The following is a 14,438-nucleotide window of genomic DNA, read 5'->3' on the forward strand; positions in this document are numbered from 1 at the left end:
CGGAAGTCCCTTTAGCGATGATTACCCGGTGCGAGTCCCGGATCGCGCCCGCACGGGCCGGGTTTGCTGACAGGATGTGCTCATGAAAATGAAACAGGTTGCAGTTGTCTCGGCAGCGGCGGCGGCAGCACTCACCTTCGGCTCGGGAAGCGCTGGGGCGGCGGCGGATCCGACGCTCAGCCCGAATGCCGCCATGGCCAAGGCGTACATCGACGCGCTGGTCTCGCACGACGCGAGCGCGGTGCGCTTCACCCCCGACGCGACCCGCGTGGAGGCGGGCCTGAAGACCGGCACCTCCGGGCCGCAACTGTCCAACGACCTCGAACACGGCGTGCAGTATTCGGTCATCCAGGGCGTGCGCGATATCCAGTTCTCCGAAGCCGGCAATGTGGTCACCGCGCGCTATCTGCTCGATTCCGGGGTCGCCGGAATCCGGCTCATGACGGTCGACATCGTGGAGACCTTCGCCATGTCCGAGGGCGCGATCCAGACCATCGTCGCCACCATCACCCCCGCGTAGCGCTCAGACCCCGAAGATGGCCAGGTGCAGCAGGCCGCCGAGCACACCGAGCGCGGCGCCGTGCACGAACAGCAGCCATTCGTCCTGACGGGTCGCCGAACGCAGCAGGTCCACGAAATCGCGGCGATCCAGGGCACGCATCTGGGTCGCCACGAAATCGCGAATGCGCGCGGTCTGCGAGGACAGGAAGGACGGATCGTCGAAGGCGGTGTGCGCCAGTTGCAGGATCTCCGGGGTGGCATCGGATTTGAGCCGGTCATAACCGGTGCGGCCCAAGGAGAATCGCAGCGCGGGCTTGGCCTGCCCGACCGCCTGATCGATGGAGGCGCTCAGAATCGAGTCGAGCATGGCGGTGGTGCGGTCGGCGCGTGGTCCGGCGAGCAGTTCCCGCGCCAGGTTCTGCGGCGTCATCACCTCGCCCGCGATGATTTCCGCGTAGCCGTCGGCGATCTCATTGCGGCGCTTGAGCATCAGGCCCTGCCGCCACGGCACCCACCATTTCGGCTGCAGCGGTTCGTAGATCATGGTGATGCCGACCCAGTTCACGATGTAACCGATCACCACCCCGCCCAGCGGCAGCACCCACCAGTACGGGAAGAAATGCAGAATGGCGACCAGCACGAAACCCATCGGGAAACCGAAGTAGAAGCCGAAATTCTGCATGAAGCGCAGTTCCGAGGCGGCGATCTCCCGGAATATGCGATTGATGAGCCGCGGATTCGCGGTGAGATGGCGGATGGTCATCCACTTGGGGTCGATCAATTCCTCGATATGCTCGCCGATGCCATCGGTAATCGCGCGGGCGCTGGCGGGCAATTGCTCGGCGACCCGGCGAAACACCAGTTCACGCGCGGATTCGGGCAGGTTGAACCACAGTTGCGGATTCCGCCGCTCCAGAATGCGCGCCACCATCGTCGGAACCTGCGGCCGGGTCAGCGTGACCAGCTGTTCGGCAATGCTGTCCGGATCCAGCTCACGATAGAAATCGGCCATGCCGCCGAGTTTGGAGAGTCCTTTGTCGACCGCGATGCTGGCCATTTTCTCCGCGCGCGAGGGCACGATGCCCTGCCAGCCGACCCGGCCGTCGGCGGACAGCAGCGGCAGCACCTGAACGCGGCGCGGCAGATAGGGATAGACCCAGCGCAAACCCGGTAACCGGAAACCGTGGAAGCGGATCGGCTCGAACAGCATCAGGATGCCGGTCCAGTTGGTGACATAGCCGATGACCCCGGTGAACAATGGAATGGAGATCAGATCGAGCCACACCCTCCCGAGGGTACGGCCTGCAAGCCGTGCGTACGGGCGGTTTTCACCGCATCGGGCGGGCGCGGCCCATGCGACCCGGCGGCATGACTGGGAGGTTGCTGACCGCCTCGATGCGCCCGGCGGATCATCCCGCGCACCCGCCCGTGGACGGCGTCGGGGCTCCGCCCGCGGTAGGAGGCGGGCCGTCGCACCGCCGGATATCGTGACCGCATGGCTGAATTCGGCAGTGCCGCCGCATCCGTACCACCCGAGATCGACGGGGTGCGGCGTTCGTTCGTCACCGCGCGCGGGGTGCGATTCCACGTCACCGAGGCCGGACCGGCGGACGGGCGACCGGTACTGCTGCTGCACGGCTGGCCCCAGCATCACTACGCGTACCGCGATCTGCTCGCGAATCCGCCTGCGGGACTGCGCGTCATCGCCCCCGACCTGCCCGGCTACGGCTGGTCCGGACCCGCACCGCACCGCTGGGCCAAGGACGATGTGGCCGCGGACCTGTTCGCCCTGCTCGACGAATTGGGTATCGAGCAGGTCCTGCTCGCCGGTCACGACTGGGGCGCTTTCATCGGTTACCGGATGATCCTGAGCAACCCGGACCGCTTCTCCGGCTACCTGGCGATGAATATGGCGCACCCCTGGGTGCCCACATCGGTTGTGGCACGCAATATCTGGCGATTCCTGGCCTATCAGCCCCTGATCGCCATCGCGGGCAAGCCGATCCAGCAGCGCACCGGCTTCCTGAATCGGCTCATCACCGCCGCCATCAGCGACCGCTCGACGGTCAGCCGCGAGGATATCCGCGTCTTCTCGGATCGCTTCCGAGATCCGGTCTGCGCCAAGGCCGCCACCGATACCTACCGGACCTTCTGGGTGCGGGAGATTCCCCGGGCCGCCCGCAATCCGGAGCGCCGCCGCGGCACCATTCCCATCCGCGCCCTCTTCGGCGTCGACGATGTGGCCGTGCACCACTCCATGGCCGATCCGGCCACCGCCAAAGCCGACGACTACACCTTCGAGGCCGTCACCGGCTGCGGCCATTTCGTCATCGACGAGCGCCCGGAACTGGTCCGAGCCCGCCTGATCGAACTGGCCGACAGCACCAAGTAGCTTGCGGCTCAGTGCTCTTTCGCCGGTACCGGTCCGCTGCCGGTGTGTCCGGCGAGCAGGCGGCTGAACGGGGTCACCGCGCCGAGGGAATTGCCGGAGTGCCGTTTACGCGGTTCGGGTTCTTGCAGGAACCCGCCGACGGCGGTGGGCTCGGCCACCACCAGGGTGGCGAATTCGGTTGCGGCGCGGTGGATTCGGTCGGCCAGACCGGTGGAGCCGAAGTCCTCGGTGGCGGCGAAGACACCGGTGGGGACGATCACCGCGCGCAGGTAGGTGAAGAGCGGGCGCATGGCGTAGTCCAGGACCAGCGAGTGACGGGGTGTGCCCGCGGTGGCCGCGATCAGGACCGGCATGGCGTTGAGGGCGTCCGGATCGAGGATGTCGAAGAACATCTTGAACAGGCCGCTGTAGCTGGCGGCGAAGACCGGGGTCACCGCTATCAGCCCGTCCGCCTGGGAGATTCGTTCGCGGACGGCCGCCACGGCGGGGGTCGGGATGCCGCCGGTGGCCATGGTGGCGGCCAATTCGGTGGCCAGTTCCCGGAGTTCGATCACGTCGAGTTCGACGCTCTCACCGCGTCCGCCGACCGCCGCCGAGACGGCGGCGGCCAGCTGATCGGCGAGCAGGCGGGTCGAGGAGGGCTGGGACAGTCCGGCGGTGAGTACCACGACCTTGCGGCTCATTTGTTGTGCCTCAATTCGATTCGGCCGACATGCGGTCACGGGCGGGTTCGACCAGGTGGTGCGGGGCGTCGGGACCGGCCGCGACCAGGCTGGTGTGGGTGGGCGGATCACTGGGCACATGCTCGGGGCGGCGCAGTTCGAATTCCTTGCGCAGCACCGGAACCACTTCGCGGCCCAGGATGTCGATCTGCTCCAGCACGGTGTCCAGGGGCAGTCCGGCGTGATCCATCAGGAACAGCTGGCGCTGGTAATCGCCCGCGTAATCGGCGAAGCCGAGGGTGCGTTCGATGACCTGCTCGGGGGTTCCGACGGTCAGCGGGGTGAGCTCGGTGAAATCCTCCAGCGACGGGCCGTGCCCGTACACCGGCGCGTTGTCGAAGTAGGGGCGGAAGCGCTTCTTGGCCTCGGCCTCGGTCTCGGCCATGAACACCTGACCGCCGAGTCCGACGATGGCCTGATCCGCGCTGCCGTGCCCGTAGTGCTCGAAGCGCTGCCGATACAGGCGCACGATCTGCTCGGTGTGCTCCTTGTTCCAGAAGATGTTGTTGTGGAAGAACCCGTCGCCGTAGTACGCGGCCTGTTCGGCGATCTCGGGCGAGCGGATCGAACCGTGCCAGACGAACGGCGGGGTGCCATCCAGCGGTGCGGGGGTCGAGGTGAAACCCTGGAGCGGACCGCGGAATCGGCCTTCCCAGTCGATGCGCTGTTCGCGCCACAGCCGCCGCAGCAGGTGGTAGTTCTCCACCGCCAGCGGGATGCCGTCGCGAATATCCTTGCCGAACCAGGGATAAACCGGTCCGGTATTGCCGCGGCCCATCATCAGATCGACGCGCCCGCCCGCCAGGTGTTGCAGCATGGCGAAGTCCTCGGCGATCTTGACCGGGTCATTGGTGGTGATCAGCGTGGTCGCGGTCGACAGGATCAGGCGCTCGGTGCGAGCGGCCAGATAGCCGAGCATGGTGGTGGGCGAGGACGGCACGAACGGCGGATTGTGGTGCTCACCGGTGGCGAAGACGTCGAGACCGACCTCTTCGGCCTTCTCGCCGATGGCGACCATCGCCTGAATCCGCTCCGCCTCGGTCGGGGTGCGGCCGTTGGTGGGGTCGGTGGTGACGTCCCCGACGGTGAAGATTCCGAACTGCACGAGTCCTCCTCGGATCGAAAGCCACTTTGTGGATATGGCAACCAAATGAACCGGCGGGGCTCACAGGTTATTCCGCTACTCTGATCGATCGATGCGGAGAAAATCCACCATCGGGACGGTCGATTCCGATATCGACGTGCACTCCCCCGCGCAGCGCCGCGAGCTCATCGACCATCCGGTGACCGTGCTCACGGTGATCGCGCTCGGTGGCGCGATCGGCGCGCTGAGCCGCTACGGCCTGGCGCTGATCTGGCCGACCCCGGCGGGCGGATTCCCCTGGGCCACCTTCGCCACCAATGTGCTCGGCTGCTTCCTGATCGGCGTGCTCATGGTGACCATCACCGAGATCCGCCCGGTGCACGCGCTCACCCGGCCGTTCCTGGGCGTCGGCATTCTGGGCGGCTTCACCACCTTCTCCACCTATGCCAATGAGACACGCGGGCTACTGCAACCGGGCACGGTTCCACTGGCCTTCGCGTATATGGCCGGGACGCTGGTATGCGCACTGTCGGCCACCCTCGCCGCGATCGCCCTCACCCGCACCCTGCACGCGAAAGCGGGGGCGCGATGACCGCACTACTGGTCGTGCTCGGCGCGATGATCGGCGCGCCGCTGCGCTATCTCACCGATCGCGCGATTCAGACCAAGCACGACAGCATCTTTCCCTGGGGCACCTTCACGGTGAACCTGATCGGCTGCGCGGTGCTCGGCGGCCTGACCGGAGCCGCGGTATCGAGTCCGGTCTACGCGTTGGCGGGCACCGGATTCTGCGGTGCGCTCACCACCTACAGCACCTTCAGCTACGAGACGGTGCGACTGACCGAACAGCGGGCATACCTGTACGCCGCGATGAATATCGTCGTGAGCGTCATCGCGGGACTGGGCGCAACCCTGTTGAGCTACACCGCATTTCACGCCGCATTGTGAGACATTCCCAGCCCTGGCGATAATACGGCTGTCTGGGTCAATTGGGTTGCGCCCCAAGGGATTTGGATCGCGGCACTTTAGGTTATGAACCTCCCACTGGCAATGGCCCGGTGAATTGTTTTATGCCACAACGCGAACGGGTGGCGAGTTAATCCCGGCCATGTAACCTACTGGTCAGTAGCCTTGTTCGGCTGCCGCCCCGGCATGGGGCAAGCAGGGATCTATCGAGGGAAAAATCTTGGATCAGTCGGGTACACCGGTCATCCGCCGGGCTACCTCGCACGACATCGAGGACATTGCGCGGATCATCTCCAGGGCGTTCGCGACCGACGATCCGATCGAGGAATACGTCTTCCCCGATCCGGCGGATCGGCATCGCAGATCGCCGCGCATGTTGCGCATCATGATCAGGTACCGCTTCCTGCCCGCCGGGGGCGCGGCCGTGTCCACGGTCGACGGCAAGGTGGTGGGCGCACTGCTGTGGTACCCGGCGGGATACCGGAAATCACTGTGGCGCGAAGCGATTTCGGGCCCGCTGCTGCTGGCCGCCATGGGCGCGGGGACCGCTCGGGGCGTGCACGTGGACAACGCCATCGCCGAGGTCCGGCCGGTCGAGGGACACCACTTCATGGTGTACCTGGGCGCGGACCCCACGGTGCAGCGCGCGGGCGTTGGCCGCTCGCTGGTGAACTGGCTGGACGCGCTCGCCGACGAGCGCGATGAGACCGTCGGCGGTATCTGCAAGGACGGCAATATGCCGTACTACGCCACTTTCGGCTACGGGTTGATTCGCCGGGTCCGGATCGGGAGTACCGGACCTGAGATGAATTTCGTGCTGCGGCAACCGGTTCCGGTTCCCTAGCAGCACCGCAGCCTTCTCGGGGGGGATCAAGAGTTCGAGCTGATTTGCCGAGGAGTCGTAGTGTCTGACATTGCCATTGTCGGAATCGGGTGCCGATACGCGGGTGGTATCGATTCACCGGAATCCTTCTGGGACTTCATCATCAACAAACGCGACGGGGTCGCCGAGATACCGCCCGAGCGCTGGGATTACCGCCGCTATTACGATCCGGACCGGCGCACGCCGGGCCGCATGTACACCAAGCGCGCCGCCTTCATGACCGGCGATCCGTGGGCCTTCGATCCGGATTTCTTCGGCATCTCGCCGCGCGAGGCGGCCGCCATGGATCCGCAGCAGCGCCTGGTGCTCGAGGTCGCCTGGGAGGCGCTGGACGACGCGGGCATCGCCGGACATATCTCCGGCGCGCCGATCGGCGTCTACATCGGCGCGTTCACCCTGGATCAGCTGGCCGTCTCCGGCACCAGCACCGCGCTGCCGTACATCGATATGCACACCGCCGCGGGCGCGTCCTACACCATGCTGTCGAACCGAATCGCGTTTGCGCTCAATATGGTCGGACCCGCGCTCACCGTGGACACGGCCTGTTCGTCATCGCTGGTCGCCCTGCATCTGGCCTGTCAGGCACTGGCGAACGACGACTGCGCGGTCGCCATCGCGGGCGGGGTCACCATGCTGTTGCAGCCGGAGGCGTTCGTCTCCATGTGCAAGGGCGGCTTCCTGGCCACCGACGGCCGCAGCAAGCCCTTCGACGCCGCCGCCGACGGATACGGGCGCGGTGAGGGCTCGGGCATGGTGGTGCTCAAGAAGCTGGAAGACGCCGAGCGCGACGGTGATCGGGTGTACGCGGTCATCAAGGCCACCGGCTCCAATCAGGACGGGCGTACCTCGGCCATCACGGTGCCGAACGCGGATCTGCAAGAGGCGCTGGCCAAGTCGGTATCGCGGCGCGCGGGCATCGCACCGCACGAGGTCACCTACGTCGAGGCGCACGGCACCGGCACCCCGGTCGGCGATCCGCTCGAATTGCGCGCCATCGGACGGGCTTACGGTCAGGTCGAGGGTCGTACCGCACCGGTCGGCGTCGGCTCGGTGAAGGCGCAGCTCGGGCATACCGAGGCCGCCTCCGGCATTGCCAGCATCATCAAATCGGCACTGGCCATTTCCAAGCGCACCATCGCACCGCAGGGCTGGCTGGACACCCCGAATCCGGATATCCCGTTCGACGAGCTGGGCATCAAACTCCAGTTGGAGGCGGAGCCGGTCGGGCCCGAGGTCGAGCGAATGACCGTGGCGGTCAACGGCTTCGGCTACGGCGGCACCAATGCCCACGCGATTCTCCAGGAATACCGGCAGACCGGCGGAATCGACCGCGAGCCACGGCATTACGGCGTGCTGCCGGTGTCCGCGCGCACCGATCAGGCCGCCCGCGAACTGGCGCGCGGCTATGCCGAACTCATCGCCGACGGCGCGGATCCGGGGCTGCTGGCCGAGGCGGCCTGGACCCGCCGTCAGCATCACCAGTTCCGCACCGGCCTGACGTTCGGTGATGACGCCGAATTGGTCACGGCCCTGGTCGAATACGCCAATGGCGGCGGTCGCGCCGCCACCAAGGTGGTGCCGCGCAAGGTCGCCGACCCGGTCTTCGTCTTCACCGGCATGGGACCGCAGTGGTGGGCCATGGGCCGCGAACTGCTCACCGCGGGCGGCACTTTCGCCGCCGAGGCGCAGCGCATCGACGCGGTGTTCCAGCAGATCTCCGGCTGGTCCATCATCGAGGAGCTGCTGCGCCCGGAGCAGGAATCCCGGGTCACCGGCACCGCCATCGCACAGCCCGCCAACTTCCTGGTGCAGGTCTCGCTGTTCGCCCTGCTCGATGAGCTGGGCATCCATCCGGCCGCGGTGGTCGGGCACAGCGTGGGCGAGGTATCGGCGGCGTATGTCACCGGCATGCTCTCGCTGCACGACGCGCTGCTGGTCAGCTACCACCGCGCCCGATTGCAGGCCACCACGGCGGGTTCGGGCGGCATGCTGGCCATCGGGTTGCCGTTGGCGGCCGCACTGGAATTGATCGACGGCGACGCACTGGTCGATATCGCCGCGGTGAACAGCCCGAGCGCGGTCACCCTGGCCGGGGCCGAGACCCGCCTGGACGAGATCGCCGAAGGTCTCACCGCGGAGGGTGTTTTCGCGCGTCGACTCCAGGTCGAGGTGCCGTACCACAGCTATCTCATGGAACCGATCCTCGGCGAATTGCGCACGGCGCTGGCCGATCTCACGCTCGGCGACCCGACGATTCCGCTGCTGTCCACCGTCACCGGCCGCGAGGTCGTCGCCGGAGACTGGGACGCCGAATACTGGTGCGCCAATGTGCGGCAGCCGGTGCGATTCGCCGATGCCGTCGGCGCCTTCGTCGACGCGGGTCACCGGGTATTCCTCGAGGTCGGCCCACATCCGGTGCTGGGCGCGAACATTCGCGAAATCCTGATCGGCGCGGGCGAGACCGGCACCTCGGTGGCCACGCTCAATCGCAAACAGACCGATGCGGAGAGCATTCGGCAGACCATCGCCGGGCTCTACGGTGCGGGCGTACTGGAGCTCGAACCGCTCTTCGGCGATCTGATCACCCCGCATATCGATCTGCCGCGCTATCCGTGGCAGCGCACCCACCTGCGCCATGAGCTGCCGGTGTTCAGACAGCTCCAGCACGGGACACCCGGGGTGTACGCCATGCTCGGCGATGCCGATCTGGACAATGCCTCGACCTCGTGGCGGCTTCAGCTCAGCGTCGGCGCGATGCCGTGGCTTGCCGATCACGTGGTCGGCGGCGCGCGAATCCTACCGGGCGCTGCCTATTTGGACGCGGCGCTGAGTGCGGCCGCCCTGCGCACCGAGACCCGCCGGGTGGCGGTGGAGGAGGTGCGATTCATCGCACCGCTCATCATCGACGACGGTGCCGCGCCGACCGTGGAGCTGCACGTGGAGGACTCCACGCGACGCTTCACCATTCGCTCACGCGCGACCGTGGACGCGCTGTGGACCGTGCACGCGACCGGCCGCCTGGTGGAGGGCGTCTTCGAGTCCAGCAAGGTGGACCTGCCCGCCATCGATGAGATGCACGCCATCGATCCGGCCGCGTTCTACGCCGGATTGGCCGCGCGCGGACTGGAATACGGTCCGGCGTTCCAGCGCGCCACCTCGGTGCGCGTCTCCGGGTCGACGGTGCTGGCCACCCTGGACGGCACCGTGCCCGAGGCGCTCAATGGTGCGGGCGCGGCGGCCCCCGGACATCTGGCGCATCCGTGCGTGGTGGATGCCGCGCTCCAGAGTGTGGCCGCGCTGCTGGCGGGGACCGGCGGCCCGGAGGATGGTGCCATGGTGCCCATCGGGGTGGCCGAGGTGCGCGCATTCGATGCCATACCGGACCGGGTCACGGTGGTCGCGCGGCTGGACACCAGCGCCGATCCGATCGCCGATATCGATCTGCTCGATGCCGAACAGCGGGTGGTGTTGCAGCTCATCGGCATGCGCTTCGGCTCCATCGCGCCGGGACGCGGTGCGCTGCAACGCATGACGGACTTCTTCTACGAGGACCGCTGGGAGCTGCGCGATCCGATCGATCCGAACGCACTGCCGGACAGTGCGAATACCGCCGCGCTCGTGCTCGAAATGGGTGTGCGCGCGGGCGCCCGGGCCGCCGAGATCGCGGCGGCCGTGGGTACCGAGCGACTGCTGACGCTCGGCGATCCGCGGCGTGCGGACCTGGAAACCGTTGTCGGAGAGCTGCTGTCGGCGACGGTCACCGAAGAGGTGCAGCGACTGCACGTCATCGTGGTGGCCGGGGCCGAGTACGAGGACCTCGACAATCTGTGGACCCTGCGCCGCCTCGCCCTGACCCTGGACGAGTTCTTCGACGGCTGGCTGGAACGGCGCGGCGTCGAAACCCCGATGATCGGTGACGGCTCGCTGCATGTGAGCGTGGTGACCGAACGCGCCTTCGCGCATCCCGAGGAGGAGGCGACGCCGAACCCGGCGCACGCCGCCCTGGCCGGTGCGCGCCGGGTGCTGCTGAACGAGCAGCCGCGATTGCGCTGGCGGCTGGTCGATATCGAATCCGGCACCGCCGCAGCCGATATCGCCGCGGAGCTGGCCGTCACCGGGGCGTTCAGTCACGACAATGCCGATGAGATCTTCCTGCGCAATGGCCTGCGCTGGATTCCGGTGGTGGACGCGTCCCTGCCCGATCGCATCGACGCACTGGATCAGGCGGTGCCGCTGACCGATCCGGAAGCCAACTTCACCCTCGAGCTGCCCAAATCCAAGCTGCTGTCCCGGCTGGGCTGGCGGCGCTGCGAGCGCCGCGAACCCGGTCCGGGTGAGGTGGAGGTCCGCATGCGCGCCGTGGGCCTGGGCTACAAGGATCCGCTCAAGGTGCTCGGTGTCCTCGATGAGGAGGAGCTGGCCGGAACGTACTTCGGCGCGATCCCCGGTATGGAGGGCGACGCCGTCGTCGTCCGAATCGGTTCGGACATCACCGATCTCGCGGTCGGCGCCAAGGTCATGCTGTCCTCCAAGGGCATGATCAGCCGCTTCCACACCACCGATCGCACCCTGGTCAGCGCGGTATCGGACGATGCCGAACCCGGCTACTGCACCAGCGAGGTCGCCTTCGCCACCGCCGAACACTCGCTGCTGGAGCTGGCCCGGGTGCAGGCCGACGACGTGGTGCTGGTGCACGGCGCGGCGGGCGGCGTCGGCACCGCGGCGGTACAGATCGCGAAACTGCACGGGGCCACCGTGATCGGCACCGCGAGCACCGGCGACCGGCGCGCCTACGCGTTGGGTCAGGGCGCTGATCACGTATTGGATTCGCGCTCATTGAATTTCGCCGATGACGTGCTGGCGCTCACCGACGGTCGCGGCGCGGACGTAGTGATCAGCACCGCGCCCGGGGAGATCCTGCGCCGGAACTTCAAGGCGGTGGCCGAATTCGGGCGCATCGTGGAAATCGGCAAGGCCGATATCTACGGCGGCGGCGTGCTGGACCTGAAGTACTTCGACAAGAACATCTCCTACCACTCCTTCGATCTGGATCGCATGCTGGCGCTGCGCCGGACCCGGACCATCGCACTGATGGAGCGGGTGGAGGCGGCACTGGCCTCGGGCCGGTACCGGCGGCTGCCCTTCGAGCTGTACGAGACCGATGACGTGGCAAAGGCTTTCGAGGAGGTGGCGCGCTCCACCCAGCTGGGCCGCATCGCCGTGAGCATGGAGGCCGTCGCGCCGCTGGTGCGACCGGAGATTACGCGCCTGACCATCGATCCGGCGGCGCGGTATCTGATCACCGGTGGCTTCGGTGCGTTCGGCCTGGCGGTCGGTCGCTGGCTGGTGCGTTCGGGCGCACGGCATCTCACCCTGCTCGGCCGCAACGGTGCGACTACCGAGGCGAGCCGGAATCAACTGGCCGCGTGGGCGCACGACGGCGTCGAGGTGATCACCGAACGCGTGGATGTCACCGACGTCGAGGGCATTGCCGCGGTGATCGCCCGGGCGAATTCCGCCGAGCGTCCGCTGCGCGGGGTCATCCATACGGCGGGAGTCGTTGACGACAAGCGTATTTCGGTGATGGACCGGGACAGCCTGGCCGCGGTGTACCGGCCCAAGATCGAGGGTGTGCGCGCGCTGCGCTACGGGCTCGATCTCGCGAACGCCGAACTGGATCTGTTCGTGCTGTTCTCCTCCGGCAGCTCGATCTTCGCCGGCATCGGCCAATACTCGTACACCGCCGCGAATCTCGCCCTGCAATCGGTCGCCGACGTGGTGGTCCGCGAGGGCGGCACGGCACTGGCCGTCGGCTGGGGGCATATGTCCGGCGGCGGTATGGCCGATGACGAGAGCGTGGCGCGCTACCTGCGCACCACCGGCTTCGACGATATCGATATGGACGAGGGCACCGAATTCCTGGAGAAGGCACTGGAACTCGGCATCCACCATCAGGTGGCGATCATCCCGGTGGATTGGGGCAAGGTCGCCTCGACCGTTCCCTTCTTCAGCATGGTCGGGCGTGTGCAGGAGCAGATCGCGGCGGCGGCCGAGGATGATTCCGCCGCCTCACATCTGGTGGCCGCGCTGCGCGCCCTGGACGCGCAGAAGCGCGGGGATGTGGTGGCGCATATGCTCGCCGAGCAGCTCGCGGTGGTCATGGGTGTGGACCCGGACTCCATCGATCTCACCGTCCCGGTCCCGGATCTGGGTCTGGATTCGCTCATGGCGGTGGAATTCGGTGCGCTGGTCGGCAAATCGCTCGGCATCGATCTGACCGCGCTCAAGATGGGCCGCACCTTCACCCTGGAACAGGCGGGCGCGCGCGCCGCCGAATTCCTCATCGGCAGCACCGACTCCATCGATCCGACCGGCCTCACCGATGCGGCACCGACACCCACGGAGGTGACAGCATGACCGAATCCGCACGGGAAATTGCCCGGAAGCTATTGGCGGGCAATGGTAATGGCGGCGGGATCGCCACCGCACCGCGCTCGGCGACCGGTGCCACCCGGCCCGCCGCCGGCGCCACCCGCCCGCCCACCGCCGCTCCCCCGGCGGCCGGTGCGGCGGCGGCCCGGCGGGTGCGCGGTCCGGGCCGCCAGTTCGCGGATCACCCGGATGTGGCGGCAACCGTGGCCAAGCAGGCCGCCATCGCCGCCATCACCGCGCAGTCCGGGCTGGTGAATCCACTCTTCCTGCCGCGAAACAGCCCGAACGACACGGTGATTCGGGCCAATGACGCCGACCTGGTGAACTTCAGCGCCTACAACTACCTGGGCCTGTCGAGTCATCCGCACGTGGTCGGGGCCGCCAAGGACGCGCTCGATCGGTACGGGGCGTCCGCCTCGGCCAGTCGCATCGTGTCCGGCGAGATTCCGCTCTACGGCGAACTCGAACGGCGGCTGGCCGATATCTACGATGCGGGCGATGCCCTGGTGACCACCAGCGGCTACCTCACCAACGCGGGGGTGATCGGCTTCCTGCTCGGTGAGGGCGATGTCGCCATCTGCGATGCCCTCATCCACGGCAGCGTGGTGTCCGGCACCCAGTGGGCGGGCTGCCGCCGAGTGAATTTCCGGCACAACGATCCCGAATCGCTGCGCGCGGTGCTGCGCATGTCGCGCGGCGGTTTCGATCGCGCCCTCGTGGTGCTCGAAGGCCACTACAGCATGGACGGCACGGTCGGCCGCGTGGCCGAACTGGCCGCGATCGCACGGGAATTCGACTGTGCGGTAATGGTCGACGAGGCGCATTCGTTCGGCGTCTTCGGTGCGCGCGGGCACGGTATTCGCGAGCACTACGGGATGGCGGGCGCCGATGTCGATATCTGGATGGGCACGCTGTCCAAGGCGCTGGGCAGCTGCGGCGGTTTCATCGCCGCGGACGCCGATCTGATCGGGGCGATGAAGGCCAGCGCACCCGGGGTGGCCATGCTGACCGGCGGTCCGGCACCGTCGACCATCGCGGCCGCCATGGCCGGACTGGAGGTGCTCGAGGCCGAACCGGAGCGGGTGTCGCGGCTGTGGGAGAACTCCGAGATCTTCCATGCCGCGTTGCGCGACCGGGGCCTGAACCTCGGAGAGTCACAGGGCACCCCGATCTGCCCGGTCATCGTGCCCGGCGAGATGCGGGCCGGATTCGTCTCGGCCGCGCTGCTCGGGCGCGGGGTCTACGCCGGGGCCATCTCCGCCCCGGCGGTGCCGGTCGGCAAGGAGCGTTTGCGCTTCTTCATTACCTCCGAACACACAGCGCAGCAGCTGATTTCGACCGCGGACCTACTGGCCGAGACCATTGCCTTGGCCAGCGGGCTGCCCGAAACGGCGGCCGTCTGAGTGGTCCGTGTATCCCGGATCACACCCCATTTCCGGTGACGAGAAAGTGATGCTA

10 protein-coding genes are annotated in these 14,438 nt (G+C 67.4%); 7 read left to right on the forward strand and 3 right to left on the reverse strand.

Annotated features, from left to right (window positions below; genetic code table 11):
- The first annotated feature begins 88 nt into the window (after window positions 1–88).
- Entirely contained in the window at window positions 89–520 is a 432-nt protein-coding gene (locus ACFVUS_RS41595) for a hypothetical protein (protein WP_387780303.1), read from the forward strand.
- 3 nt (window positions 521–523) lie between these two features.
- Here ACFVUS_RS41595 and ACFVUS_RS41600 read toward each other — a convergent pair whose 3' ends face one another.
- Window positions 524–1,786 carry a hypothetical protein gene (locus ACFVUS_RS41600; RefSeq protein ID WP_387780306.1) on the reverse strand — a complete coding sequence of 421 codons (1,263 nt, stop codon included), beginning with the start codon at window positions 1,784–1,786 and terminating at the stop codon, window positions 524–526.
- Between the two features lie 210 nt (window positions 1,787–1,996).
- On the opposite strand from ACFVUS_RS41600, the gene ACFVUS_RS41605 reads away from it, so the two are divergent.
- Window positions 1,997–2,893, forward strand: coding sequence for an alpha/beta fold hydrolase (locus tag ACFVUS_RS41605; RefSeq protein ID WP_387780309.1), 897 nt, complete (start codon window positions 1,997–1,999; stop codon window positions 2,891–2,893).
- Window positions 2,894–2,901: 8 nt separating this feature from the next.
- Here the strand turns inward: ACFVUS_RS41605 and ACFVUS_RS41610 are convergent, their stop codons facing one another.
- Together ACFVUS_RS41610 and ACFVUS_RS41615 are read right to left on the reverse strand one after the other, a co-directional pair.
- The gene (locus ACFVUS_RS41610; RefSeq protein WP_387780312.1) at window positions 2,902–3,576 is read right to left on the reverse strand and encodes an FMN reductase; all 675 of its coding nucleotides are present in this window, start codon (window positions 3,574–3,576) and stop codon (window positions 2,902–2,904) included.
- Window positions 3,577–3,586: 10 nt separating this feature from the next.
- Complete coding sequence (locus ACFVUS_RS41615) at window positions 3,587–4,720, reverse strand: LLM class flavin-dependent oxidoreductase (RefSeq protein WP_387780315.1); 1,134 nt, start codon at window positions 4,718–4,720, stop codon at window positions 3,587–3,589.
- 91 nt (window positions 4,721–4,811) lie between these two features.
- Between ACFVUS_RS41615 and ACFVUS_RS41620 the strand changes: the two genes are divergently transcribed.
- The 5 genes from ACFVUS_RS41620 to ACFVUS_RS41640 all read left to right on the forward strand — a co-directional run bounded on the left by ACFVUS_RS41620 (window position 4,812) and on the right by ACFVUS_RS41640 (window position 14,383).
- Window positions 4,812–5,291, forward strand: a complete 480-nt coding sequence (locus tag ACFVUS_RS41620) for a fluoride efflux transporter FluC (protein ID WP_387780318.1) — start codon at window positions 4,812–4,814, stop codon at window positions 5,289–5,291.
- Window positions 5,288–5,647, forward strand: a complete 360-nt coding sequence (crcB, locus tag ACFVUS_RS41625) for a fluoride efflux transporter CrcB (protein WP_387780321.1) — start codon at window positions 5,288–5,290, stop codon at window positions 5,645–5,647. Before ACFVUS_RS41620 ends, crcB begins: the two co-directional genes overlap by 4 nt.
- Window positions 5,648–5,885: 238 nt before the next feature.
- A complete protein-coding gene (locus ACFVUS_RS41630) occupies window positions 5,886–6,509 on the forward strand; it encodes a GNAT family N-acetyltransferase (protein ID WP_387780324.1) in 624 nt (207 codons plus the stop codon).
- A gap of 60 nt (window positions 6,510–6,569) precedes the next feature.
- Entirely contained in the window at window positions 6,570–12,965 is a 6,396-nt protein-coding gene (locus ACFVUS_RS41635) for an SDR family NAD(P)-dependent oxidoreductase (protein WP_387780327.1), read from the forward strand.
- A complete protein-coding gene (locus ACFVUS_RS41640; protein WP_387780330.1) occupies window positions 12,962–14,383 on the forward strand; it encodes an aminotransferase class I/II-fold pyridoxal phosphate-dependent enzyme in 1,422 nt (473 codons plus the stop codon). Before ACFVUS_RS41635 ends, ACFVUS_RS41640 begins: the two co-directional genes overlap by 4 nt.
- Window positions 14,384–14,438: the final 55 nt, after the last annotated feature.

It is taken from the genome of Nocardia sp. NPDC058058, from assembly GCF_042885355.1.
Taxonomy (GTDB): Bacteria; Actinomycetota; Actinomycetes; order Mycobacteriales; family Mycobacteriaceae; genus Nocardia.

Coding starts and splice junctions, on each gene's coding strand:
- ACFVUS_RS41595 (WP_387780303.1), top strand. CDS start 89: ATGAAACAGGTTGCAGTTGTCTCGGCAGCGGCGGCGGCAGCACTCACC.
- ACFVUS_RS41605 (WP_387780309.1), top strand. CDS start 1,997: ATGGCTGAATTCGGCAGTGCCGCCGCATCCGTACCACCCGAGATCGAC.
- ACFVUS_RS41610 (WP_387780312.1), bottom strand. CDS start 3,576: ATGAGCCGCAAGGTCGTGGTACTCACCGCCGGACTGTCCCAGCCCTCC.
- ACFVUS_RS41620 (WP_387780318.1), top strand. CDS start 4,812: ATGCGGAGAAAATCCACCATCGGGACGGTCGATTCCGATATCGACGTG.
- crcB (WP_387780321.1), top strand. CDS start 5,288: ATGACCGCACTACTGGTCGTGCTCGGCGCGATGATCGGCGCGCCGCTG.
- ACFVUS_RS41640 (WP_387780330.1), top strand. CDS start 12,962: ATGACCGAATCCGCACGGGAAATTGCCCGGAAGCTATTGGCGGGCAAT.